The following is a 26,103-nucleotide window of genomic DNA, read 5'->3' as shown; positions in this document are numbered from 1 at the left end:
ATGTCCATTCGTGGTTGATTCAAACCGTGCCGGTAAAAACCTGGCCACGGCTATGGGGGCCGCTGGTCACCAGAAACCAATCAGAAGCAGGAGTGTGATTGCAAGTATGATGGCTGACTGTATCCTGTAGTTTTGATACCATGCTTTATCCATCAGCGCTTTGCTTTCCTGCTTGTACGTATTCGCTTTCCAGAGCAAACCTTCGATGGATGTGCGATCGTGTTCGCTGATCTTGATCAGGGAAATAACCATGATCAGAAGGCTGCTGAATACAAACAGGATCGGCGCCACATAGAGGAAATGGATATCGATGACGCCGAATATCATATTGGCCACGAACAGCAATGTGGACAGCAGGTGCCCGCCTATCAGCCCCCAGAAAGCCGCTTGCCTGTGGGCCCCGCCCCAGAATATGCCCAGCAGCAGTGCCGCGACAAAGGGTGGGCTCTGATAGGCCAGTATCGACTGTAAATAGACCCAGAGCGAGGGGAAATCGGCAATGATGGGTGCCCAGATGGCGGCAATCAGCATGAAGATGAAGGTCGTAATCCGGCCCGCCAATAATAGCTGCTGTTCGTTCCATGCCGGTTTCAGCAGTTTGGTGAAATCCATCGTGACCAGTGTGGAGGCCGCGTTCAGGGTGGAGTCGATAGAAGACATGATTGCAGCGATCAACGCAACCAGTATCAATCCTCTCAATCCGCTGGGCAGTAAATCGAAGAGCAATACCGGGAATACGATATCCGGCGTGAAGGCATCCAGGGAAGGCAAATCGGGATACAAGAACAGGGCGAAGATGCCTGGCATGACCATGATGAAGAGCATGGGCAGCTTCAAGAATCCTGCCAGTAACGCCCCCCAGCGCCCGTGATCGAGGTTTCTGGCACCCAGTACACGTTGTACCATGAATTGATTGGTGCACCAGAAATAGAAGCCGAGCAGCGGGACGCCAAACAACAGGCCGGGCCAGGGCAGAAAAGGGTCATCAATCGGTTGAATGAGGCGCAACATGCTCGCGTCGACATTGTTTGCGACAGTCTGCCAGGAGTAGTCCAGTCGGCCGAATGCCAGGGCAGAAATCAGGAGGGCGCCAAGCAACAGCAGGATTGCCTGAATCGTATCGGTATAAACGACCGCCTTCAGCCCACCTAGAATGGTATAGACACCGGCCAGTATGGCAAGAATGATGACCGAAAGCGCAAAAGGTATTTCAGGGTAAAGCAGAAAAATGACCAGCGCGCCTGCGTAGAGTGCGCCAGCTGTATCGATGAAAATATTTCCCAGGATGGTAAAAGCGGAAAAATAGAAGCGGGCGCGTCTGTCATAGCGCCGTTCCAGAAATTCCGGCATGGTGTAGACGCGGCTGTTTAACAACAGTGGCAGTAAAAACAGGGTGAAGAAGATCAGTACGATTGCTGCCATCCATTCATAGTTGAACACCGAGATGCCGATGCTGTAGGCGCTGCCGGCCATGCCGATGAGGCTGGTCGATGACATGTTGGAAGCGAGGAGGGATAAACCGATCAGTGGCCAGCTCAATGAGCGGCTGGCAAGAAAATAATCCTCGGTATCATGGGTATTCCTGGATACCCGCAATCCGATCCAGAGAATCACGATTACATAGCCGGCAATGACCATGTAATCGTAGGTGTGAAGTGTAAAATCAGGCATGTCGGCACACGAAAAATGGGAGCAGCATAGTGGATTGGCGCTGATCCGCTGCATTGTCTGGGCATGTCTCGGTGGTCATTCGAACATATTCTGTTGCACGCGCATTTCGGGTTGCTTGTCAATAATGGTAGCGGACAATGGCAGGCTCGTCAGCAACGTAATCCACCTGCTGCACGCAAGCGCCCAGTATTTTGATATTCTGGTCGAAGCTGTTTTTATGGAATCATTTGCCGTGATTAATATACTAATCCTGAGCGGGTACTGCTGATGGAACCTGTCACGCTCGAGCATGATGATGCCTTGATCATAGCCGATATGCAGCATGACTTCCTGCCAGGCGGAAGCTTGGCTGTGCCAGAGGGGGACGTCATCATTCCCCTGCTCAACCAATATATGGCCCGGTTTGAGGCAGGCAATTTGCCTGTATTCGCGACGCGCGACTGGCATCCGGCAAATCATTGCTCTTTTGTTCAACAGGGAGGTATCTGGCCGCCACATTGCATCGCCCATACGCCTGGCGCGGATTTTCATCCGGCGCTCAACTGGCCACCTGGAACGCATGTCATATCCAAGGCAACTGCCCAGGAAAAAGAGGCTTATTCTGGTTTCGAGGATACAGCGCTGGATAGCTTGCTTAGCGCCCTTGGTGTGCGCCGATTGTTCATCGCTGGCATTGCAACCGAATATTGTGTTTTACAAACGGTCAAAGATGCTTTACGTAAAGGGTATCGTGTATTTGTGTTGGAAGATGGGGTGCGTGCAATCAATCTGCAGCCGGATGACGGTGCGCAGGCAATTCAGGAAATGCGCCAGTCAGGTGCGCATTTGATTGACTATGGGAGACTACAGCCATGAACCCGATATCCAGTCCGCTATTGGCCGATCTCTACCAATTCACGATGCTGCAAAGCTATCTTGAGCAAGGTATGCACGATACGGCCGTGTTCGAGTTGTTTATGCGCAAGCTTCCGCCAGAGCGTAATTTCATGGTGGCGGCTGGCTTGGAGCAGGTGGCCGATTTTCTTGAGCAGATGCGATTCACGGCAGAGGAACTGGCGTGGCTGGCAGAACGGTTCCCAACACCGGTTATTGACTATCTTGAACATTTCAGTTTCAGCGGTGATGTGCATGCCATGCCGGAGGGGACCCTCTTTTTTCAGAATGAGCCCATTCTGCGCGTGACGGCCCCTCTGCCACAAGCGCAGCTGGTCGAATCACGCATCATTAATTTGCTGCATTTCCAGAGTCTGATCGCTTCGAAGGCTGCCCGTTCGGTTTTGGCCGCCCCCGGAAAACTGCTGGTGGATTTCGGTATGCGGCGCGCCCATGGTGCGGAAGCTGCATTGCTGGCGGCGCGCGCCAGCTATCTGGCAGGATTTTCCGGCAGCGCAACCGTGCTGGCGGGTGCTTTATATGACGTGCCGCTCTATGGCACGATGGCGCATTCGTTTATACAGGCACATGCCGATGAGGCGACTGCCTTTGAACATTTTGCACGTTCACACCCGGATAATGCGATTTTGCTGATCGATACCTATGATACTGAAGCGGCTGCTTCCAAAGTGGTTCGTCTTGCCCATAAACTGGCAACAGAACCGATCCACATCAAGGGTGTGCGTCTGGACAGTGGCGATTTGGCTATGCATGCTTTTGAGGTAAGGCAGATATTGGATAGAGGCGGGTTGCAGCAAGCGCAGATTTTCGCCAGTGGTAATCTGGATGAATACCGGTTAAGCGATATGTTAGCCTCGGGCGCGCCGATCGATGGTTTCGGAATCGGCACGGCACTGGATATTTCCATCGATGTCCCGGCTTTTGATTGTGTCTATAAGCTCCAGGAATACGCCGGTGTGCCGCGCCGCAAACGCTCCGAGGGTAAGGCCACCTGGCCGGGCAGAAAACAGGTCTACCGCCGATTCGATGAGCATGGCGGGATGCTGGCAGACATCGTCGCACTCGAAGAGAATGACCCCCAACCGGGTCAGCCGCTGCTGCAGCCTGTCATGCGGCAAGGTGTGCGTATCCAAGCCTCTCCGGATTTGCAAGCCATGCGTCAGCAAACTTTGCAAAATTACACTGTTTTGCCAGCTGGCTTGCGCGGCTTGAAAAAAAGCGCGGCATATCCGGTTACAATTTCGAACGCATTGCAGGCACTGGCGAGTGAACTCGATACCCGGATCGTTTGATCTGGAAATCCCGATTGATCGATATTCTAGCTAATCTATTGTTATGAAAGAATGAATTGTTGTGTTTATATTCGCCCGGTTGATCATTCCGTGGCGTTTTATCTTGTTCTGTGACCTATAAATGGGGTTTTTCAGCCCATCCAACTGGAAATTCAAGCTTTAATATAATTTTAATACTGGAATCTGAATGACATTTGCTTCAAGCTTGCAACCCAAAATTCCACGGGTTGGTTTTATATCGCTGGGATGCCCCAAAGCGACCGTTGATTCTGAGCGTATTCTGACTCACCTGCGTGCAGAAGGCTATTTGATTTCATCGAGTTATGCCGATTCCGATTTGGTTGTGGTCAATACCTGTGGTTTTATCGATAGCGCCATTGCGGAGTCGCTGGAAACGATCGGTGAAGCCTTGGCCGAAAATGGGAAAGTGGTGGTTACCGGGTGTCTTGGCGCCAAGGGCGACATTATCCGGCAAATACATCCCAAAGTGCTGGCCGTGACCGGGCCGCAAGCGACCGAGGAAGTGATGGAAGCCATTCATCATCATCTGCCCAAGCCACATGATCCCTACCTTGATCTGGTGCCCCCTCAGGGCATCAGGCTGACTCCCAAGCATTATGCCTATCTCAAGATTTCCGAGGGCTGTAATCACCGCTGCACATTTTGCATTATTCCCAGTATGCGCGGGAATCTGGTCAGCCGGCCAGTCGGCGAGGTGTTGCAGGAGGCGCAGAACTTGGCCGATGCCGGTGTCAAAGAACTGCTGGTCATTTCTCAGGATACCAGCGCCTATGGCGTGGATATCAAATACCGGACCGGATTCTGGCAAGGCAGGCCGGTCCGGACGAGAATAACCGAGCTGGCCCAGGTGCTTGGGGAATTGGGGATTTGGATACGCCTGCATTATGTCTATCCCTATCCGCATGTCGATGAATTGATTCCCCTGATGGCTGAAGGCAGGCTTCTGCCCTATCTGGATATTCCTTTTCAGCATGCCAATGCGCGCATCTTGAAGTCGATGAAGCGTCCGGCTAATAGCGAGAATGTGCTGGCGCGGATAAAGCACTGGCGGGCTATTTGTCCCGAGATAACGTTGCGCAGTACGTTCATCGTCGGTTTCCCGGGCGAAACCGAGCAGGCATTCGAAGAGCTGCTTGCTTTTCTTGAGCAGGCGCAACTCGACCGGGTGGGGGCTTTCACCTACTCTCCGGTCGAAGGGGCCGCTGCCAATGCCTTGCCTGACCCGATTCCTCCCGAATTGCAGCAGGAACGGTTGGCGCGCCTGATGCAATTGCAGGAGGAGATTAGCCGGGAGCGGCTGGCTGGTAAGTTAGGCCAGACACTTCGTGTGCTGGTGGATGCTGTCGATGAGAATGGCGCAATAGGCCGCAGTTCTGCCGATGCGCCGGAAATCGATGGGTTGGTTTATATCGATAGTGACTTGCCACTCAAAGCAGGAGACTGGGTCGATGTGCGCATTACCCGAACCGATACCCATGATTTGTGGGCCACGCTTGTTTGACATGGTGCAAGTTTTGCGGTGTGTCGACATGCCAGCAGGTTTCCAGCCGCAGCACAAGCATTGTATATTGTACGCAAGACGCGCTCGCGCACCATAACACTGGCGAGGGATTATCATGCACTTCATACATCCAGCTGAACATATGCGATTGCTGCGCCATAGACGAGTGGAATGTAATATGTTTCGCGCCACTTGATAATAATGGGGTTTTCTGGTATTGATGAGCGGTTCTATTTTTCCCCTATAATATAATAATCAGGAGTGTTGCAGAGCATGAACATGCAATTGGAGTCACATAAATCGATAGCTCCTTATGAACCAAAAAAGGGTGAGGAGTATATGAGTCCCGAGCAGCTGTTGCATTTTCGAAAAATACTGGAGGCCCAGAGAGCTGAATTGTGCAGGGAAATAGACCGTGCAGTCCATGTGATGCAGGAAGGGACGACGATCTTTGCCGATCCCAACGACCGAGCCAGTCAGGAATCCGATATGGCCTTGGAATTACGTAACCGTGATCGAGAACGTAAGCTGATAAAAAAAATCGATGAGACCTTTCATAAGATTGACTCGGGTGATTATGGTTACTGCGAGAAATGCGGCGTCGAGATTGGTTTGAAACGATTGGAAGCCAGACCGACTGCCTCGCTCTGCATCGATTGTAAAACGCTGGATGAAATCCGCGAAAAGCAGATGGCTAAATAATTGTTTATGGTGCCACCGACTTCAGCCTCTATTACATGCTTAAGAGACTGTTTGGTAATTTCTGTATTGGTCTGCTCCGTCAACGTTATGGTTATTGTGTCGAGATAGGGTTGGCGGAGACCATCTGGATGGGCGTGGTCCGTTGGGCCTAGCCAAGGACGACGGTAATTTTTACTGTTCGTGACGAGCGCAGCGAAGTCATCCAGCCACAAGGGTGCGCTTGCGCACCATCCGGCCGATGTTAAATTACGGTAGTCGGGGCAAGTCTGGTGCCGAAATTTTTAGCTTCGTGAATGATGAACATTTGCCTCGGCCATCCAGCCCAACGTCAACCTGACCTGAATGCTGGGTGCCATGCCAAGCAGGTAACAGGGGAGGTTGCCGATAGCTTTTAGAAAAAGTAGTATGTATCGACACGTACCATGCTGCTGCATGATTATTCTCGGACAGCCGGGCGAAGTCAAATAATTGATCACATCCCGTTATCGATTTATTTTTGGCTTTGGTAATGGTATTGATAGACGTATCTGCCATAACTATGGCGTGATGAAGTTTCGGGAATATCATTGAAAATAATGCCTTTCAGATTGACGCCAGCCTGAACGAGTTTTCGGGTACTCTGTTCAAGTTCTCGTATCGGATGCGCGCCAGCCTTGGCCACCATCAGTGTTGCACTCGCCAGGCGACCGATAATTGCCGCATCGGTAGCTGCCAGAATGGGTGGTGAGTCGATAATCACCAAATCATATCGTGTGCTGACGGTATCCAGCAGTTGCCTGAGATGTTCATGCAACAACAGTTCCGAAGGATTCGGAGGGATGGCTCCGGTGGGAATGAAATCGATGTTTGCCAATGGGATGGATCTGATGGCTTCTTCTATCCCGATGGAATGCGTAATGAGATCAGACAGGCCGTTTGCTCTTTCCTGAAATAAGTGTTTATTGGCTACGCCCCTGCGCAAATCTCCATCGATTAGCAATACTTTCTTGCCGGCATCCGCCATGACTACGGCAAGATTGACAGCAACGAAGGTTTTGCCAATTCCGGGGCTGGGGCCGGTAATCATGATGATGTTGTTACGTGCTTCCAGGAAGGCAAAGTGCAGGGTGGTACGCAGGCTGCGCAGACTTTCCATCGCAAGATCTTCCTTGTATTGCAGGGACAAGAGCAGAGGCGTGGAATTGCTGGCTGGGGAGGGTGCATGTTTCAGTCTTTTATCAATTGTTTTTTGATTCTTGCTGTGCTGGATGGTCGCATAAACGGGTATATGCAGGATTTTTTCGATTAAATCGGGATCCTTGACTCCTCGATTAAGTGATCGGAGAATGAATGCAGCCACTATGCCCAGCATTAATCCCGCAGCCAATGCGATGGCTATGATCAGCAGTTTCTTGGGTCTAACCGGTTCGTCGGGTGGCAGGGCATAATCGATAATCCTGACATTGCCAACGGTGCCTGCTTTGGCCACGCGTATGGTTTGGGCATGATTGAGCAAGGTAGTATAGAGTTCCGTGCTGACTTTCAAATCGCGCGATAGCCTCAATATGACTTGCTGGGTTTCTGGTAGCAACCCGATTTTTTTCTCGTAAGCGCTAATTTGCGTTTGCAGACGGCTGATCTGCTTGTCTATCGCCACGACATTCGGGTGGGATTCGGTGAATCTCTGGCGTAATTCATCCCGTTTTTGTTGCAATAAGGTGAGCTGAGTATTCAACTCAACTGTACCGCGCAGGATATTCTGGGTTTCCAGGTCCAGATCGATGGAACCCTTATGGGTTCTGTAATCATTCAGAGTGGAGGTGGCCGTTTCTAGTTGTTCTTTGAGTTCGGGCAATTGCTTCTCCAGAAACGCCAGGGTTTTCTGTGATTCGGCAGATTTCTGTTCGACGTTTTGCTGCAGGTAGGTATTCGCAATTTCATTGATGATGCGTACGGCTGCTGCCGGGCTACTCGACTCGATCGCCAGTTCGAGAATGCCAGTACCTTTACCTTTCTCGCTGATGGAAATGCTTTCTTTCAAACGACGGATTGCTTCGCCCTCTGAGCGTTGTACCAAGGCGAAGCGTGTGTGCGGGCGCGCCTGCAAGCGTGCAACGAATATTCTCACTGGTTGCTCAAGATTGACTTGCTGGGTATGAGCCAGTTTTCCAACTTCACCTTCGAGAATTATTTCATCCTGAAAAATGAGCTTAAATCGGTCATTTGCCGTGGCTTGTAAAACAATTTCTTCATCTTTCCAGTTATCCGGCATTTCCAGTGTGTCAACCTGAATGACTTCTCCTCCCCAAGCAAAATGGTCAAGTCCGAACAGCGGATCGGAGAGAATATCGCCATCGTTGCGTTTCTGGTGCCAACGGGCAATGGCTTTTCCAATCAATGGGAAATATTTGGGTTCTGCAATAATGTCGAGATGGAGATTTTTGATGGTTTTGCCCAATATCATTCTCGATTTGATCAATTCAATTTCAGCCTGCACAGGTGTTTTGGTCTCAAGGAAGCCCGTCAGTGAATCTAGCCCGGCCATAGATTGCGTATTTTCCTTGACCTGCAGCAGACTGTCCGCCTTATATACCGGCTGATCCAGCAAAGACTTGGCGATACCGAAGAAGAGCGCAACTAACGTGATTGCTACAATCAACCCTTTATTATCCGCCAGGGTGCCTAGCAGTTCGCCAAGATCAATTTCGTCGCTATTCTGGTTGATGGAATAATCAGGACTGGCTTTGGGCAAGGTGGGTGGTTGGGCTTCGGGTATCGAGTATGTCATGTTTGCGTCCGGTTCATAAAATTGCATTGAACTAACTTCATTTGAATGGCTATGTTTTCTATTCAGGATCAGTAATTACTGTTTCAGGAAGGGCTGGACTCTAAGTGCGCCATCGAAAGCATTCAACAGATTGATCGTAGGCTGTATTTGTCCAATAATCTGATTCCAGCGTATGCCTTCGGCCCGGTCAACGTAGATGACATCTCGCGGTTGGAGCGGGAAACGGTCTGCCAGCAGCAGGGCGTCAGGCGATTTTGCGTCCAGGTGATAGATCTCCGGTTTGCCCAGTCCTCCGCGGAAAACAAAGATTCTGGCTGCATCGGAAGTTTCCTGGTCAAGCCCACCTGCCTCGCTGAGCGCTTCGGTCAGAGTCATGCGCGCCTTGTGCATGACGAGGCTGCGTGAACGGCCCATTCCCGCGCCGCCCAGGACCCGGAAGTTGGTTTCGCCCAACACGAACACCTTATTCAACGCGCTATCGGGCACATTCAGCACATCCCCATGTTGAAGCAATACATTCTGGGTGATATCGCCACCTTCATAGAGGTTAAGCAAATTGATACTGTAGGTTTTCTTGTCGCGAGTCAGTGTGATATTACGCAAATCGGCCTCATGATTCACGCCGCCGGCATTGTTGATCGCTTCCAGTACGGTCAGCGGAATATCTTTGACCAGTTGAATGCCGGGTTGTGTGACTTCCCCCACCACATACACCCGCTGGCTGCGATAGGCGGCCACCCTGACATCCAGCTGTACAAACTCTATGTATTTCGATAGTCGCCGGGTCAATTCTTCGCGAATTTCTTCGACTGTGCGGCCTGCTGCCTGGACGATACCGACATAGGGGTAGAAAAACGTGCCGTCCTCACCGACAACATTGCCTGCCGCCTCGGCTGAACGGAACTGGCCAGCCGGGATGGTCAGTTCAGGATGATCCCATACAGTAATGTTGAGAATATCCCGTGGGCCGACTCGATATTGTGTGTAAGGTTCATCCTCAGTAGGCACCCCCTTGACGGTTTTCGAACCGATTCGGTAATCGAAATAGTGGTTGGCAACATTGTCGGGGGCAAGACTGAAATTACTGTGGTTCTTTTCGAGCTCGATGATCAGCTCGGCATTGATGGTCTGGATGTTGAGTTTCTTGAGAATGACCTCATCATTTTCCTTGGTCGGCATTTTCACGCTGGATTGCCTGGCGAATTGCCTTACATGCTGCCCAGGCACGATCGTGCAGGCAGCCGCCTGGCATAAGGCCAGGATGCAAAGATAGGTTCTTGCTTGCCGTAAATTCATACTGGATAGAAGAGAGGCTCTTTATGACAAATCATTTAATGGCAGTTTGAGCAGACCGATGGAATTGAATGCAAATTGCACTGTCCAGGGGTTACAATTTCTCGACCCATTGCGTTACACCCTGTTCGATAAGTGTCATCGACTGAATGAAAACCGATAATTCTTTCTGGTAGGGGTCGTTAATATCAAATTTTCCCCATTTCCCCAGGCGAAACACTTTACCCTTCGCGCTGAGTGCGCGAGTTTCAATCGCAGTTTTTTGCCATGCTTCCATTACCAGAATGAGATCGGCGCTGTGTATCATGTCACTCGATATTTGACGGGCGCGGTGGGCGGAAATATCTATTCCTTTTTGCAGCAAGAGCTGACAGGCATTTGGATCAGCGGGCTGTTCCGTCAACGCACCCAATCCAGCAGAGTCGACGAAATAGCCGGTTTTGCCTTTTTCATCCAAAGCATGTTTCAGGATTCCCTCAGCCATCGGACTTCTGCAGATATTGCCGACACAAACCATTAGTATTTTGCTGAACAATCTCGATTTTCCGTAATTGCAATCAAAGCGGGATACATCTGCCCAAAAAATATGCAGAATCACAGTGTGAATAGTCAACCTGTATCTGGTTATTATGGAAGGGCTTGTGTGTGGATGGCGGTATATTTTGCATGCTGGATTTCTCAGTTGTGTGGAATGGAATGCTCGGTTTTTGCAGGTGCCGGGCAAACTGCAAACTGCACCGAAGCCAATGTATTCAAAGATTGAAGTTTGCTTTAAGAAAATATTCAGTAGCTGATGATGCTCATTTTCCAGCAAGTACCCAACTGAGGAAGTCAGGATCATCTCTGCGCCATACCTTGCACGCCCTTCAAGATATATGGTGCAACAAATACAGGGTTTTACAAGCGGTGAATAGTAGGGCAAAAACAGCTATCTTCACCGGAATGTTCCGAACCGGAAATGGCTATAGTCGAATCGTCAGCATTTGCAATCAGGATCTGTTGCGTGTTCGACTACTTGTTACATGGCTGGTGACGGATGGCTGATACTAACCGCACTGCTTATCCAGATAAATCTCATTACGACCTAGACGCCAATGCTGTTGAGACATAGTATCGCCTATCTGCTGGCACGCGGTGGCCCGGGTCTGGTGAATTTTGCCGCACTTGCAATTTACACGCGCCTGCTCAATCCCGATGAATACGGGCGCTATGCATTAGTCATTGCTGGAATAAGCTTTTTCAATGTCGTTTTCTTCCAGTGGCTCAGATCCTCATTGCTTCGATTTCTGCCGTCGCACCTCACCAATCCGAATCCAGTGCTGGGCACTCTTTTGTGTGCTTTTGCTGGCATAGTTTTTCTTACTGGTTTATTGGGCGCCACCATTGTTTTGCTGTCGGCAGAGACCACCTGGAAAAACCTGATTGCGCTTGCCATCCCGCTACTCTGGATGCATGCATGGATCGAGCTCAATCTGGAGCTAGCCCGTAGCTCGCTGCAACCCAGGCGTTACGGTACGGTGGCAACGACAAAGGCCGTAAGCGCGCTGGTGTTGGGTGTTTGCTTCGTTATGTGGGGGCTTGGTGAATTTGGCCCCTTGCTTGGCATGCTTGCCGCTTTGCTCATCGTCGGTCTGATATGGGGGTGGAAACCATGGACCAAGGCATTCACCCAGCCATCTAACCAGTTGTTTATGAGTTTCCTGAAGTATGGCATGCCGCTTACTGCCACATTCGCGCTTGGATACATCATCAGCACTTCGGATCGCTTTCTGGTTGTATATTTTTTGGATGAAGCTGCTGCCGGGCTATATTCAGCGGCATACGATCTTGGTAGCCATACGCTGATAATTTTATTGAGCACGATCAATCTGGCGGCATATCCGCTGGCAGTGCGTGCTCTCGAGCAGCATGGGGTGGCAGCAGCACAGGCGCAGCTGCGCCGAAACGCAATTTTATTGTTGAGTATTGGCTTGCCATCCATCGCAGGATTCATGCTGCTTTCGAGTCATATCGCGGATATTGTTCTGGGTGCGGATTTCCGTGAACAAGCAGCATCCCTCCTTCCATGGGTGGCAATATCGGTGCTTTTTGCCGGTTTCCGGGCCTATTATTTTGATCTTGCTTTTCAGCTAGGTCGAAGGACCATCATCCAGACTTGGATTGTTGCTGCAGCGGCGGGTACCAATCTCGTGCTCAATATCCTGCTCATCCCCGAATTTGGTGTATTAGGCGCGGCCTATGCGACAGCCATTGCCTATGGCCTGGCGTTATTGCTGAGCGGCTTGATTTCACTAAAGTATTTTCAGTTGCCATTACCTTGGCAGGATGCATTAAAGATACTTCTTTCCACCATTCTCATGGTCCTGGTTCTGTCACCGACACTCGCTTATTCAGGTCTGCTTGTGCTATTGGGACAGGTTGTCCTGGGTGTGGTGACTTTTGGCTGTGCTGTGCTCGCGATCGATGCCGGGGGGTATCGTAGCGAAGTCTTACGGAGATATTTCTCATGACTAAACATATTGCCATTTTCCTCCCCTCTTTGAGGGGAGGGGGTGCGGAGCGCGTTATGGTCACGCTGGCAAATGGGTTTGCAGCACGAGGGTTCAGGACAGATCTTGTCCTTGCGCAAGCAGTGGGGCCGTATCTCGAGGAAGTGGCAGCTAACGTTCGGGTAGTCGATCTAGGTTCAAGTCGAGTGGCATTGAGTTTGCTGCCATTGATGCGATATCTTCGCCAATCTCGGCCGATGGCCATGTTATCGGCACTCGGGCATGCAAACGTGATCGCTGCAGTTGCCAAGCAGCTGAGCGGCGTCGGGACGCGTCTGGTCGTATCGGAACGCAGCACCCTGAGTGACGAAGTAATTAGAAATCGCACGGGACGCTCCCGTTTGCTCCCCTTTATGATGACAAAAACATATCGGTTTGCAGATTCCATTGTTGCCGTTTCGGAGGGATCGGCTCACGCACTTTCGGAGCGTATTGGAGTGTCGCAAAATGCTGTACGCGTTATCTACAACCCAATTGACTGTGAACGCATTCGAGGACTTAGTCTGGAACCACCTGAGCACCCATGGTTCCGGGAGGATGGCTTGCCTATCGTGCTTGCGGCTGGCAGGCTCACAGCCGCCAAGGACCACAAGACATTGATTCGCGCATTTGCGCGAGTCAGGCAAAAACAAGCTGCCAGACTGGTGATTCTTGGTGAAGGGGAATGCCGCAATGAACTAGAGGCGCTGGTCAAGACGCTTGGTCTTGATGATTGTGTATCCATGCCCGGCTTTGCAAACAATCCCTTTCAGTATATGAGGCGTGCGCAGTTATTTGTATTGTCATCGGCATGGGAAGGTCTGCCTGGCGTATTGCTTCAGGCGATGGCATGCGGAACAAGAGTTGTCAGTACCAATTGTAAAAGTGGCCCGAGTGAGATTCTTGAGCATGGTAAATGGGGGGATCTGGTCCAGGTTGGAGATGCTGAGGCACTTGCCGGTTCAATTGTCAGGAATCTCGATGCACCGAAATTAATCAACTTCGATGATCGCTTGGAGGAATTCTCGCCGTCCAAAATATTGGATGCCTATGAGGATGAATTATTTAAGGGTGGCCTTAACAACAACACAGTCTGTTGCTGAGCCTGCCGATGAGAGTGAATAGGACATGTCTGCAGTATGCATGCATGCTGATATTCGTCGCAGCCATGCTGTCCGTTCCATGGGAGGCGCTGCGGGGCGAGGCATTCCGAGATAAACAAGTCTACTATGAGTATTTCCTGTATGGAAAATTGATTCTGGAATTCCGTGAATTCGAAAGTGTGATCGATTATTTCATCCACGAATTTCTCTGGCATTTCTCAGTGCACTTCCTGGTGCATGAGCTGGAAATACCTTTGGATTATATATTTCTCGCGATCTCGGCCTTCCTGCTCACGGTCTTTTCACTTTACCTAGTGAAACAGCATGGCACATTATCTTTGTTGTTGTTGATCAACCCGCTCGTGATTGATCTTGCTTTTTCCCAGTTTCGATCGGCACTTGCGATTGCTTGCCTCGGGGCGGCGTTTCTTGTACGCCGATCTTCGCTGGCATACGCTTTCGCTGGCATCGCTTTGTTATTTCATACTGCGGCATCGATATTCATTGTGATCAATGCATGTGTGCATTTTGGTCAACGATATATGGCCAGGCATGGCAAAAGTGGGCTGGGTGCGATAGGGTTTTTTGTTGGCTTGGGCGTTTTTGTTTCCCTGCTGATTGGTCCTCTCCGGGAAATTATTCTGGCGCTTCTAGGGGACCGCAGAGTCCATTATCCGGATCAATCGAGTACTTTTTTGTATATTTCATTTTGGTCTGGATTACTGATTGCGCTCATTTTGCACGCAAAAAAACATGCGTTGAGCAAAGCACAGTCAATTTCCGCAGTCATTCTTTCACTGGTTACGACAAATCTTTTTACCGGTGGCTACTCAACCCGCTTCCTCGCAACCATGTTCCCTTTTCTCGTTTCGAGCGTATTGACAATAGATCGTGGGATTAAGCCATTGATACTGACAGCTTTTGTGGCATATACCGCTCTTCAGTGGTTGTTTTGGTTAAATGTCATTTAGCCAGAGAGGAAATTATTGAAATATTCTTTATAAATAATCACGTATTTCAATGAGGGTGTTTTTTGTTTTCTAACAACGATTGCAGGGGCAAGCCCAGAATCTCCCAAGCCAAAAAATAGTCAATTAGAGCGTGCTCAGAAAGTATAAATTGTTGTTTCTGAATTGAAATATCGTATAAATCAATGTTTAAGTGCAAGGTTTTTGAACAAATTATGCGGAAACCCTTGCACTTGATTTGAACGCAAGCTCACCCATGCTCAATTAATCATATTAAACCGCGTATTGTTAGAAATAATATTCTTTATAAAACAATTGGCTGTTAATTTTAAATCACAAACGATCGTAAGAAATATTTTTTGAGTAAGCCCCAATTATGAATATTCCAACACTTCATATCATTACTACCCTCGGCAATGGCGGTGCAGAATCTGTGCTGTATCGGTTGTGTATTCAAAACCCAGAGCAGTATGAAGTGATCTGCCTCACAGATTCCGGAAAATACGGTCCATTGCTATCGGCTGCTGGCGTGCGGGTCCATACGCTTGACATGCCAAGAGGAAAGGTTACGCTAGCTGGTTTTTTACGATTGTGGAAGCTGATCCGTCAGGCACGGCCGGCTGTGATCCAGACATGGATGTATCACGCTGATCTTCTGGGTGGCATGATCGGCCGCTTGGCAGGGAACCAGGCAATTCTTTGGAATATCCGCCATACGGATCTGGTGCCTGATAAATCCCGGCGCAGTACGATCATGGTGGCAAAAATCTGTGCGCATTTATCACGCTGGATGCCACACAAAATTATCTGCTGTGCTGAACGGGCCACGGAAACTCATGCAGCCATGGGTTACGATTCCTCGCGGATGGTGGTGATCGGCAATGGCTGCGATCTGTCACACTTTACACCGGATGTGGTTGGCGGCAAGAAAATTCGGGATGAGTTAGGTGTTCCTGAGGATGTACCGCTTCTGGGGTATGTCGCGCGTTGTCATCCACTCAAGGACCACAATACGCTGTTGGCGGCGTTTGCCTTGATTCGCCGGACTTGGGCCGGTGCACGCCTACTGCTTGTTGGGCCGGGCATGACCGCAGAAAATGCCGAATTGAAAGCCATGATCATGCAATACAGCCTGGGTGAGGCGGTGTTGCTTGCCGGGCCGCGAACCGATATTCCTGCTGTCATGAGCGCACTGGATCTGCATGTGATGTCGAGTGTGAGTGAAGGTTTTCCCAATGTGCTGGCGGAAGCCATGGCTTGTGGTACACCCTGTGTGACGACGGATGTGGGTGATGCTGCGCTGATCGTTGGAGATACTGGTTGGGTGGTTCCCGCCAACACACCCAGTGCTTTAGCTGCAGCCATTTCATCAGCGCTTGTTGAACGAAATAACAGTGATGCTTGGAATTTACGGAAACGTGCAGCAAGAATGCGAATCGAAGAACGTTTCTCGCTTGCGTCAATGGTTTCGGCATACCAAGCTGTTTGGCAGACTGCAAATGCTAACAAACCAGAATAGATGGTTTGATGAAATCCTTGAGTAGTTTACGACTGCTGTGTCTGGACCGAAGCGGATAAGTTCTTTTATCAATCTAGGGGGATTGCATGAAAGATGATTGCTGGGTGACCTGGAGTTTTTCTGATTTCCATCGGCTCGCATACGCATAACCATCCCGATCTGATCAAATTTCCTGATCAGAAAATAGCCGATGAAATGACACATGCAGCCAAGCGTTTCTAGACCGAGCTGGGTATGATTCCAACAGATTTTGCCTATCCTCGCGGACTGTGGAGCGAACGGGTCCGGCAGGTGGTTTCTGCCTATTGTGAGACGGCAACCATTGTCGGTGGTGAAGTTGCTACGGTCACCAACACTTCCCGCTATGCGGTGCCACGGATACCTATCCGCCGGAGCGATGGCTGGCGCTGGTTTGAACCACGAATAATAGGCAAATTGGCAGGAGAAGAAAAAGTGATCAGGCTTGTCAAGAAAGTGATGAGCAGGGCATGAGGTTGCCGATTGTGAAGTGAGGAATAAACTTTGAAGATCATTCTATTTGCAAACACTGACTGGTATCTCTACAACTTTCGCTATTCATTGGCGCAGACCTTGCGTGACAGCGGACACGAGGTACTTCTGGTGTCCCCGGCAGGCTCTTATGGCGAACGTTTGCGGTCACTTGGATTTCGCTGGATTCCTGCACCAATGGAGCGGCGCAGCCTGAATCCATTGCGTGAAGTGGCATTGATACTCTGGCTCCGGCGTTTGATAGCGAATGAGCATGTGGACTTGGTGCACGGGTTCACGATCAAATGCGCAATCTACGGATCTTTGGCTGCGCGTCTGTCGGGTGTGTCGGCACGGGTGAACGCAGTGGCGGGTATGGGCTATGTATTCACCAGCAATGATCTGAAGGCGCGTTTTCTGCGGCCGCTTGTGCAAGGCATGATGCGGCTGGCGCTGGATGGCGCCGATGCCCGCCTGATTCTGCAAAATCCAGACGATGCCTTGCTTTTCAAGCAAGCACGCTTGGTAAGTCCCGCACGTGTTCGTTTGATTCCTGGTTCCGGAGTCAATTGCCAGCGCTTTGAGCGCGTGAGCGGGGTGCGCAACAATAAACGTTTGCGTGTGCTTTTGCCAGCGAGACTGCTCTGGGACAAGGGGATTGCCGAATATGTCGAGGCTGCCGGATTGCTGCAAGCAGCCGGCCGCGAGGTCGACTGCTTGTTGGCGGGTGATCCTGATCCCGGCAATCCGGCGGCTGTTCCTGAAACAACCCTGAGAAACTGGGTTGATAACGGCCTGATACAGTGGCTTGGCCATGTTGATGATATGCCTGCGCTTTATCAGTCAGTGGATATAGTGGTATTACCCAGTTATCGCGAGGGCCTTCCCAAGGGATTAATCGAAGCAGCAGCTTGCGCGCTGCCTCTGGTGACGACCGACGTGCCGGGCTGCCGCGAGGTCGTGACAGATGGTATAGATGGTTTGCTGATTCCGGTGCGCGACGCGCTAGCATTGGCGAACGCAATTGCTCGCTTACAGGACGATAGCGAGTTCGCATCGCGTATAGGACTGGCTGCCAGGGAAAAGGTTTTGCGGGAATTCGATGAGCGCATCGTGATCAAGCGAACACTCGAGGTTTACCGCGAACTGCTGCCGGAATTGTGTTGACCTGCCGCAGGAGGCTGTCCGAGAATAGACTGATCTACGGCGGACGAACCTGCCAGGCTGGATTTTTCGATCCTTTTCGTTGAATAGAACAACTATTCGCCTCAAATGATCGAAAAATCCCGCTCAGCCAGCTTCGCCCTCGCTACGATCGCTATTCTCGGACAGCCTCCTAGTATATGACAAGCTCTATAGGTTTACAGCCTGCATGGGGATCATGCTGTTTTCCCGAAACCGGGAAAACACTTAAGGGAAATTGGCTGACTGCGCGAGGCATCACATCACAAACGATTCCGTCGGAAGGGGAGTGCTTCACAGATGCCTAAACCGTTATTTGTCATTGCTTGGATAGGGCGAAAATACAATCTCCTAGATCGTCGACTTGCAAGTCATGGAAACGATTCAGCAACGTGCTGAAACGTTGAAGATAGGTTTCCACCTGAGATTGTGACACGGCAGGAAAAATATGCTGTTGATAGCCTGTGCTGTCAGTGGTGGTGCGCCGAACAAGCTGGGTGCGCTTGAATAGGCGGCGAGATTCCGCTGCGGTCCAGCCGATTATCTGATCCACGAGAGGCGGTTTCTTGCGATCCAGCAGCAGAGACTTAGTGGGTTCCAGGCTATCCAGAATACGCTCGCAAGCACTTTTACCGTCAAAGGATGCAATGTGCTGGCAGGCATGTGCATGGCATTTTTTCAATAGTGTTTCCTGTCCGGAAGTGTTTCCTTGCAGTAAATTATCGATATGCATATACAATGTATTCAGGTCGGAAACACGTAGGCTGAGTGTGTTCGGCAGTTGTGAATCGTAGTCTTCTGAAACGACCGGTTGATATGCGATTGCCGGCCGTTCGAGCAGGAAACTTTCGACACCGGTAGTGCAGCCATTATGGATGAGAGCACGGGTTGCCAATAGCCATGCGGCGACATTCCCTGAATAAATGATTGCAACATTGGAATGGCCGGCCATGATTCCACGCCAGGTATCCAGGTTTTCCGAGGGATGAGGACGAATGATCAATTTATGCCAGGGAAATCGTTGCGCAACGGCCTGAGCCATCTCGATGAAATGCTGAAATAACTTGACCTTATGCAAAGCCAGACCGTTGATGCTGCCATATTGGCTGATGGGTTGTTTCTTTGCCTGCAACATTTGCCGGTACAAACTCTTGCCAGGTAGAAAGTGGTTTACCAGTGAGAAGTTGGTATTGATCAGGATGAAATCACCATGATGCCTGCGCAGGGAGCGAGCTTCGTCAGCAAAGTAGTCGCGTAGTTCAGGGCGAAGTAGATCGGCGCGGGGGTTGCCGGTGATGCTGATCGGTGTGCCGTTGAAAGCCGGATGATTGCGCCAGGCTGTGGCATTGGCCTCGCCCCAGGCAAACAATTTTTCCGGAATCGTCAAGGTAGTGGCGCCGACTTTGGTTGTACGGTAAATTTCCGGTGATGCGAAAACCAGCCCTTCTTCATCCCATGCCGTGACGATATGCCCCAGGCGTTTGCCGATATCGAGGATGAAGCGGTTACGCCGGGTGATGCTTTTGCTGATATATAAACCTCTGGGCAGGCGCGCGATCCGCTGATCAATTGCCTTCTTGGCACCCACGACCCCACGCCAGCCCCGTTCCGCTGCATGACAGGCCAGTAACAGCTTGGCTTCGAATTCCCGGTTCCGGGTTTCACAGGGAAGATATAAACTGGGTTTGTTTGGATTCACCCGATTTCCGCGCATTGCAAAAAGTTACTGACATATTTGGTTCAGCAGCTTGCTGGCTCTGTGCACCATTTTTGCTTGATTTTTTGTTCAAAGCCAAGATTCATGCCGGAAGCACGGCCTTCTTTCAGGGCGATGCCTGGCGAGATGCCTTCGCTCAAGCGATAGCTGGCCCACATGGCGCCGGCTTTGTTACCGGTGGCGCAATGCAGCAAAATGGGGGGAGAGGCTTGGGCAATTGCCTGCTTGAAGGCAGCCAGCTGCGCATCATCGATGCCGTCGTTCGTAACCGGGATATTGACGTAAAGCATATTTTCCGCTTCGACTGCCAGTTTTTCCTTTTGTGTGTTTTCCACTTCTGGGCGCAAGTCAATCACAGTGCGGAAGCTGTGTTTGGCCAGTTCCTTGATGGAATCATTGGTCAATGCACCCGAGGTGGCGATTTCCGGGGTAACACGCTGGTAACGCATCAGGTCATTGACTTGGGTTGCATAGGGCACTTTATCTTTAGCGTTTGCCGTGCCGGCCAATACCATGAGCAGCACGATGGCAGATTGCCGCAAGGTAATCATTTTAACCTCCAGTGATGTTGCAAAGTCCGCCAATCGTAACATAAATACGGAATGGGTAGAAACCAGGGTGAGCTTCATAAGTGGCCATAATCGTTGAATAAAACAGTGCCTTGGGGTGCGGCCGAACACCGGGTGCGGCCATGTCCTCCCTTTATAGGGAACCGGCCTGTTGAATGGTGGTAGAGTAGGTTCGCGCGGAGGGTAAGATGGTATTTTTAGACCGTAATGCTGAATCAGTCAGATCAAGCTTTTCTTATTTGGAAAATTGGAAGGAGAATCAGTCAGTGTTTTCCCAGTCGGACTATATACATATGTCACATGCCCTGAGATTGGCTGAGAAGGGGCTTTATACTACGACTCCGAATCCACGCGTGGGATGTGTGATCGTTAATAATGATCAGGTTGTCGGTACGGGTTGGCATGCGCGCGCGGGAGAGTCTCATGCAGAAATCCATGCCCTGCAAATGGCGGGAAAACTGGCCCAAGGCGCCAGTGTTTATGTCACGCTGGAACCATGCAGTCATCATGGCCGTACCCCGCCCTGTGTAGAGGCTCTAATACGGGCAGGCGTGGCCAGGGTTGTTGTTGCCATGCGGGATCCCAATCCTAGAGTCAACGGGCAGGGTCGGGAATTGCTGCGACAGGCTGGCATCAGCGTGCAAGTCGGGCTGTTGGCCGCCGAATCCGAGGCGCTGAATATTGGGTTTGTCAGCCGCATGCGGCGCAATCGTCCCTGGGTCCGAGTGAAAATTGCAGCGAGTCTCGATGGTCGAACTGCGCTGAAGAACGGTGATAGCCAGTGGATTACCGGCGAGGCGGCCCGCCGGGACGGCCATAAGTGGCGCGCGCGTTCCTGTGCCGTGTTGACTGGAATCGGATCGGTCAAGAGTGACGATCCGCAACTGACGGTACGGCATGTTGATAGTGACAGGCAGCCCGTGCGTGTGCTGGTTGACTCACGGCTGGAAATACCTTTGCAGGCAAAATTATTACAAACTGCTGGAGCAACCTGGATTTTTACGGCAACGGCTGATGAAGAGAAAATACAATTAGTGGAAAATGCCGGCGCGCGGGTTTTTAATTTGCCGGATAACACAGGAAAGGTTGATCTTGGCCGCATGCTGACACAACTTGCCAGGCTCGAGATCAATGAATTGCTTATCGAGGCGGGACCGGCACTGAGTGGCGCAATGGTATTGGCCGGATGGGTTGATGAATTGATATGCTATCTGGCCCCCAGCCTGTTGGGAAACCCGGCACAAGGGATGCTCGAATTTCCTGAATTCACGAGCCTGTCCGAGAAATTGAATTTGCAGCTGCAGGATGTCCGGAAGATAGGGCAGGATATGCGTTTGCTGGCCAGAATCGTAGGGCGCGCTTGCGCACCATCCGGCAGATGCTAAATTCTGGTTGCTGGAATAGTCTGACTTCACGATTTCCAGCTTCGTGATTTTCTAATAATTGACAGTTCCGGGCGAATGCTTCCATAGACACAGAATAAGCCTTTTGTTTTGAATATACGCTTGCCACTTGGTTCGTATATCATGCTTTCGACAAGACGGCGCTGCGTGACGAGGTATTCTTCCGGGAAGTCATCAATATGTTCACGCTTGGGTCAATTATCTATTAAGGAATCTGGGGTTATGCGTATTTTGCACATTCTGGACCATTCCATACCGCTGCATAGCGGGTACACGTTCCGGACTCTGGCCATACTCAAGGCGCAGCGTGCCATGGGTTGGGAGACTTTCCATGTAACAAGTGCCAAGCACAAGCATGCCGGTGTGCTGGAAGAAAATATTGACGACTGGCATTTCTACCGGACGCCTGAACATACCCACTCCATCAGTAAATTACCGGTATTGAATCAGGTTGCCGTCATCAACAGCTTGAGCCGGCGCCTGATGGATATCGTGCAGGCCATCAAACCAGATATCTTGCATGCCCATTCTCCTGCACTGAATGCCATTCCAGCCTTGCGAGCTGCACGGAAATTGCATATTCCGGTTGTTTACGAGGTGCGCGCATTCTGGGAGGATGCGGCAGTAGACCATGGCACCAGCAAGGAGGGAGGGGTGCGCTATCGCCTGACGCGTGGTCTGGAAAATCATGCTTTGCAGCGCGTGGATGCGATCACCACCATCTGTGAAGGCTTGCGTAACGATATGATTGGGCGTGGTATCGCCGCCGAGAAAATCACCACCATCCCCAATGCAGTCGATATTGATAAATTTGCCTTAAGTCATGCCCCGGATGAAGCGCTTAAGCAAAAACTGGGATTGCTGGATAAACGCACCATTGGTTTTATTGGCTCGTTTTATGCCTACGAAGGGCTGGATATATTGCTGCGGGCGCTGCCGCTCATGTTGGCGCATCACCCCGATTTGCATGTCCTACTGGTCGGTGGCGGGCCGCAGGAGGGCTATCTTCGGCAACTCACCAAGACGCTGGCTATCGAAGATAAAGTGGTTTTTACTGGCCGCGTGCCGCATGATCAGGTGCAGCGCTATTATGATCTGATCGATGTGCTGGTTTATCCAAGACTTTCCATGCGCTTGACTGATTTGGTGACGCCTTTGAAGCCGCTGGAAGCCATGGCACAGGGGCGAGTGCTGGCTGCTTCAAATGTGGGTGGGCATCTGGAATTGATCCGGGATGGCCATAACGGTATCTTGTTCCAATCAGGCGATCCGCATTCATTGGCGGAAAAAGTGGGTGCGTTGTTGAAGACGCCCCAGCAATGGGCAGCGTTGCGCCGTGCTGGGCGGGATTTTGTCGAGACGGAACGTAATTGGGCGGCCAGTGTGGCAAAATATCAACCGATTTATCATGGCCTGGTGGCGGAACGCAAGAAATAGGCCGAATCGGTGAATAAATTTCATTCTTCTCTGGCGCTCGGGTCTCGGGTGGTTCGCGGTGAGCATTTTGAGGAATCCGAGCGCTCGTGGCAGGAGATTTCAGGATTGCGGATAGGCCTGGTTGGCCCTTTGCCGCCGCCTGCTGGCGGCATGGCCAATCAAACCCGGCAGCTGGCTGGACTGCTGCAACAGGCAGGGGCGCAGGTTACGCTGTTGCAAGTCAACGCACCTTATCAACCTGCCTGGATTGGCAGGATAAAAGGCGTGCGCGCGATCTTTCGTTTGCTTCCTTACTTGCTATGCCTGTGGACCTCGGCCAGAAAGGTCGAATTGTTCCATGTGATGTCCAATTCTGGATGGTCGTGGCATCTTTTCACTGTACCGGCTATCTGGATTGCTCGCTTGCGGCATAAACCCGTCGTCATTAATTACCGGGGCGGTGAGGCTGAAGCATTCTTTGCCCGGTCTTTTTTTTGGATCAAGCCAAGTTTGAAACATGTCCAGGCAGTCATTGTGCCATCCGCTTTCCTGAAAAGTGTTTTCGAGAAATACGGCATCAAGGCCATCATCGTACCCAATATCATCGATCTTGAGCGTTTTTCCATGCCTGCCGGCACAGAACGCAGGCTGGAAGCGCCGCATATCATTGTCACGCGCAACCTGGAGCCAATTTACGATATTGCGACGGCAATCCACGCGTTTGCGCGTGTCAAAACGGTGATGCCTGCAGCCAGATTGACGATAGCGGGTTCCGGCCCGGAACGTTCTTCGCTGGAGTGCTTAGTGACCGAGTTGAAAATGGCAGATAGCGTGCAATTCACCGGCCGTCTCGAGAATGAGGCCATCGCGACGCTTTATCAGCAAGCGGATCTGATGGTGAACCCAAGTTTGGTCGACAATATGCCGAACTCGATTCTGGAAGCACTGGCAAGCGGTGTGCCGGTGGTGAGCACTAACGTCGGTGGTGTGCCTTTTTTGGTAACACATAACCGGGATGCGCTCCTGGTGCCGCCTGGCGAACCGGTGGCGATGGCAGAGGCCATGCTGGCGGTATTGGGCGATAGAACAATGGCAATGCGGTTGGTTGAGAAAGGGCTGGAATCAGTGCGACAGTACACATGGCCCAGGGTACGTAACCGGTTGCTGGCGGTTTATCGGCAAGTTTTGGCGGGTCATTAACGAGCTCTTAAGCCTGGAAATCCCGGTTGATCGCTATTTTAATTTGACTGACAGATGATGAGGCTGAGAATAAGTTGTTGTTTGCAAACTTGTGCAATGGATGGCAATGCTATGCACTGGGGGCTGCATGGTTTTTAGCTACATTCCTGTGGCTTGGGCGATGTGCGTTTCATTTTGTCTGGCTGAGATTTCCAGGTTAATAACGAAGCAGGAGTGGCTGGATGGTTGATTCTCCGAGAAGACGATCTGATTATTATACTGCCTGGGTAAGCGGGATGCTTTTCCCCTTGCATGAGCGTTTCAAGGGGCATGCCAGTGTCAAGCTGCGCAAGAGCATGGAGCGCTCACAATGGCTGTCGCCAGAGCAAATTGTGCAAGGCCAGCTTGATGGACTTCGTCAGCTGTTGTCGCATGCGCAGGCACATGTTTCCTACTATCGGAAATTGTTCGGCGCAGTCGGTTTGGCACCGAACGATATTCGCTCTTTGCAGGATCTGCAGGGCTTGCCTTTGCTCGATAAGGAAAAGATACGGGCCAATCTCGATACGCTGCGTGCCGATAATGCGCACGGCCTGGCACGTTTCAACACCGGCGGATCAAGTGGCGAGCCATTGGTTTTTTATATCGGAAAGGAACGAGTCAGCCACGATATCGCTGCCAAGTGGCGTGCCACCCGTTGGTGGGGCGTGGATATCGGGGATCCCGAAATTGTGCTTTGGGGATCTCCAATTGAACTCGGGGCGCAAGATCGGTTGCGTAGCCTGCGCGACTATCTTTTGCGCAGCAAGCTGTTGCCAGCTTTCGAAATGTCGGACCAGAAGCTGGAGCATTTTCTGGCCACCATTCGGAGATTCCGCCCGAAAATGTTGTTCGGTTACCCTTCAGCTTTGTCGCATATTGCGCAGTATGCTGATCGAAAAGGGATGGAAATGAATGACATAGGGATTCAGGTTGCATTTGTGACCTCGGAGCGCCTATATGATGATCAGCGCCGGCAAATCGGCGCCACTTTCGGGTGCCCAGTGGCCAACGGCTATGGTGGCCGCGATGCGGGTTTTATTGCGCATGAATGTCCGGCCGGTGGCATGCACATTACCGCTGAGGATATTATCGTGGAAATTATCGATGCAGGAGGGCGTGTTCTGCCCCATGGTGAGGCTGGAGAAATCGTTGTGACGCATCTGGCAAGCGGCGATTTTCCCTTCATACGCTACCGGACAGGGGATATCGGCGTGCTGGATGATAAAAGCTGCACCTGTGGCCGAGGGTTGCCATTGTTGCGCGAGATACAGGGGCGCAGCACCGATTTTGTCGTGGCGCAGGATGGAACCATCATGCATGGTTTGGCCTTGATTTATATTTTGCGTGATATGCCGCAGATCAGGGCATTCAAAATTATCCAGGAAACTCTGGATTTCACGCGTATCCTGATCGTTACAGCATCCAGTTTGAATCAGGCAGATGCGAGTCACATTGTTGCCGCCTTTCAATCCAGACTGGGTAAACAGGTCGTCGTCAAGGTCGAGCAAGTGAGTGAGATGCCTGCCGAGAAATCTGGCAAGTTTCGGTATGTGATCAGCAAGGTGGCAGTGCCCGCCGAGCAGTGAATCGAATGCAAACGGGTTGTGCCCGGTTCCCAAGTTACCGTGTAGCCATGGGCCTTCTGAATACGCTGACTGTCAGTCATGGCGGCCAACTGGGTAATCCGGGTTTGATCATCAGTCGCCTGATCCTGAAGAACCTTCATGAGGAAATGTTTAGCCTATGCCATGGGTAACTATTCAGCGAAAAAAATGCAAAAAGTGCTTGACAGGGTTTTTGTGTAAAAAAGCAAGATTACCGATACATTTGGAGTTGCCCGTCAGGGC

21 protein-coding genes are annotated in these 26,103 nt (G+C 51.0%); 15 read left to right on the top strand and 6 right to left on the bottom strand.

The genetic code is table 11. From position 1 onward, the window contains the following. Positions 1-66: 66 nt before the first annotated feature. The gene (locus BLV85_RS07030) at positions 67-1,671 is read right to left on the bottom strand and encodes a sodium:solute symporter (protein WP_090413674.1); all 1,605 of its coding nucleotides are present in this window, start codon (positions 1,669-1,671) and stop codon (positions 67-69) included. A gap of 63 nt (positions 1,672-1,734) precedes the next feature. Between BLV85_RS07030 and BLV85_RS15795 the strand changes: the two genes are divergently transcribed. The 5 genes from BLV85_RS15795 to dksA all read left to right on the top strand — a co-directional run bounded on the left by BLV85_RS15795 (position 1,735) and on the right by dksA (position 6,081). Continuing rightward, complete coding sequence (locus tag BLV85_RS15795) at positions 1,735-1,866, top strand: hypothetical protein (protein ID WP_281245728.1); 132 nt, start codon at positions 1,735-1,737, stop codon at positions 1,864-1,866. 72 nt (positions 1,867-1,938) lie between these two features. After that, positions 1,939-2,526, top strand: coding sequence for a nicotinamidase (locus tag BLV85_RS07020; protein ID WP_090413670.1), 588 nt, complete (start codon positions 1,939-1,941; stop codon positions 2,524-2,526). Then, positions 2,523-3,857: a nicotinate phosphoribosyltransferase gene (locus BLV85_RS07015; RefSeq protein ID WP_090413667.1), complete on the top strand. Its 1,335-nt coding sequence runs from the start codon at positions 2,523-2,525 to the stop codon at positions 3,855-3,857. The genes BLV85_RS07020 and BLV85_RS07015 overlap by 4 nt, the downstream gene beginning before the upstream one ends. A gap of 187 nt (positions 3,858-4,044) precedes the next feature. Further along, positions 4,045-5,379: a 30S ribosomal protein S12 methylthiotransferase RimO gene (gene rimO / locus BLV85_RS07010; RefSeq protein ID WP_090413665.1), complete on the top strand. Its 1,335-nt coding sequence runs from the start codon at positions 4,045-4,047 to the stop codon at positions 5,377-5,379. Between the two features lie 273 nt (positions 5,380-5,652). Further along, positions 5,653-6,081: an RNA polymerase-binding protein DksA gene (gene dksA / locus BLV85_RS07005; protein WP_176973963.1), complete on the top strand. Its 429-nt coding sequence runs from the start codon at positions 5,653-5,655 to the stop codon at positions 6,079-6,081. Positions 6,082-6,571: 490 nt separating this feature from the next. On the opposite strand, the gene BLV85_RS07000 is transcribed toward dksA, so the two are convergent. The 3 genes from BLV85_RS07000 to BLV85_RS15625 form a co-directional block, all read right to left on the bottom strand. Beyond that, the gene (locus tag BLV85_RS07000) at positions 6,572-8,848 is read right to left on the bottom strand and encodes a polysaccharide biosynthesis tyrosine autokinase (RefSeq protein WP_090413707.1); all 2,277 of its coding nucleotides are present in this window, start codon (positions 8,846-8,848) and stop codon (positions 6,572-6,574) included. A 75-nt stretch (positions 8,849-8,923) separates the two neighbouring features. Further along, positions 8,924-10,144 (bottom strand): polysaccharide export protein, encoded by a 1,221-nt coding sequence (locus BLV85_RS06995; RefSeq protein WP_090413663.1) that lies wholly within the window; start codon positions 10,142-10,144, stop codon positions 8,924-8,926. Positions 10,145-10,235: 91 nt separating this feature from the next. After that, positions 10,236-10,955, bottom strand: coding sequence for a low molecular weight protein-tyrosine-phosphatase (locus BLV85_RS15625; RefSeq protein WP_245725119.1), 720 nt, complete (start codon positions 10,953-10,955; stop codon positions 10,236-10,238). A 280-nt stretch (positions 10,956-11,235) separates the two neighbouring features. On the opposite strand from BLV85_RS15625, the gene BLV85_RS06985 reads away from it, so the two are divergent. The 6 genes from BLV85_RS06985 (at position 11,236) to BLV85_RS06960 (ending at position 17,915) form a co-directional block, all read left to right on the top strand. Next, positions 11,236-12,651: a lipopolysaccharide biosynthesis protein gene (locus BLV85_RS06985; protein ID WP_090413661.1), complete on the top strand. Its 1,416-nt coding sequence runs from the start codon at positions 11,236-11,238 to the stop codon at positions 12,649-12,651. Then, entirely contained in the window at positions 12,648-13,772 is a 1,125-nt protein-coding gene (locus BLV85_RS06980) for a glycosyltransferase (protein WP_090413658.1), read from the top strand. Before BLV85_RS06985 ends, BLV85_RS06980 begins: the two co-directional genes overlap by 4 nt. 44 nt (positions 13,773-13,816) lie before the next feature. Beyond that, complete coding sequence (locus tag BLV85_RS06975; RefSeq protein WP_090413656.1) at positions 13,817-14,743, top strand: hypothetical protein; 927 nt, start codon at positions 13,817-13,819, stop codon at positions 14,741-14,743. Between the two features lie 373 nt (positions 14,744-15,116). After that, positions 15,117-16,259 (top strand): glycosyltransferase family 4 protein, encoded by a 1,143-nt coding sequence (locus tag BLV85_RS06970; protein ID WP_090413654.1) that lies wholly within the window; start codon positions 15,117-15,119, stop codon positions 16,257-16,259. A gap of 234 nt (positions 16,260-16,493) precedes the next feature. After that, complete coding sequence (locus BLV85_RS06965; RefSeq protein WP_090413652.1) at positions 16,494-16,751, top strand: polysaccharide deacetylase family protein; 258 nt, start codon at positions 16,494-16,496, stop codon at positions 16,749-16,751. A gap of 30 nt (positions 16,752-16,781) precedes the next feature. Next, a complete protein-coding gene (locus BLV85_RS06960) occupies positions 16,782-17,915 on the top strand; it encodes a glycosyltransferase family 4 protein (RefSeq protein ID WP_090413650.1) in 1,134 nt (377 codons plus the stop codon). Positions 17,916-18,249: 334 nt separating this feature from the next. On the opposite strand, the gene BLV85_RS06955 is transcribed toward BLV85_RS06960, so the two are convergent. Both BLV85_RS06955 and BLV85_RS06950 read right to left on the bottom strand, forming a co-directional pair. Beyond that, complete coding sequence (locus tag BLV85_RS06955) at positions 18,250-19,629, bottom strand: surface carbohydrate biosynthesis protein (RefSeq protein ID WP_176973962.1); 1,380 nt, start codon at positions 19,627-19,629, stop codon at positions 18,250-18,252. 41 nt (positions 19,630-19,670) lie between these two features. After that, positions 19,671-20,198: a protein tyrosine phosphatase family protein gene (locus BLV85_RS06950; RefSeq protein WP_090413703.1), complete on the bottom strand. Its 528-nt coding sequence runs from the start codon at positions 20,196-20,198 to the stop codon at positions 19,671-19,673. Between the two features lie 311 nt (positions 20,199-20,509). Between BLV85_RS06950 and ribD the strand changes: the two genes are divergently transcribed. From ribD to BLV85_RS06930, 4 genes are all read left to right on the top strand, one after another. Then, positions 20,510-21,601 carry a bifunctional diaminohydroxyphosphoribosylaminopyrimidine deaminase/5-amino-6-(5-phosphoribosylamino)uracil reductase RibD gene (gene ribD / locus BLV85_RS06945; RefSeq protein ID WP_342707061.1) on the top strand — a complete coding sequence of 364 codons (1,092 nt, stop codon included), beginning with the start codon at positions 20,510-20,512 and terminating at the stop codon, positions 21,599-21,601. 240 nt (positions 21,602-21,841) lie between these two features. Beyond that, positions 21,842-23,056 carry a TIGR04063 family PEP-CTERM/XrtA system glycosyltransferase gene (locus BLV85_RS06940; protein ID WP_090413646.1) on the top strand — a complete coding sequence of 405 codons (1,215 nt, stop codon included), beginning with the start codon at positions 21,842-21,844 and terminating at the stop codon, positions 23,054-23,056. Positions 23,057-23,065: 9 nt separating this feature from the next. After that, positions 23,066-24,235, top strand: coding sequence for a glycosyltransferase family 4 protein (locus BLV85_RS06935; protein WP_245725118.1), 1,170 nt, complete (start codon positions 23,066-23,068; stop codon positions 24,233-24,235). A gap of 221 nt (positions 24,236-24,456) precedes the next feature. Then, positions 24,457-25,842, top strand: a complete 1,386-nt coding sequence (locus tag BLV85_RS06930) for a phenylacetate--CoA ligase family protein (RefSeq protein WP_090413644.1) — start codon at positions 24,457-24,459, stop codon at positions 25,840-25,842. Positions 25,843-26,103 lie beyond the last annotated feature (261 nt).

The sequence above is a fragment of the Nitrosomonas halophila genome, assembly GCF_900107165.1.
In the GTDB taxonomy this organism is placed as follows: Bacteria; Pseudomonadota; Gammaproteobacteria; order Burkholderiales; family Nitrosomonadaceae; genus Nitrosomonas; species Nitrosomonas halophila.
Note: the sequence above shows the minus strand (reverse complement) of the source record. Positions and strands in the feature narration are given on the sequence as shown.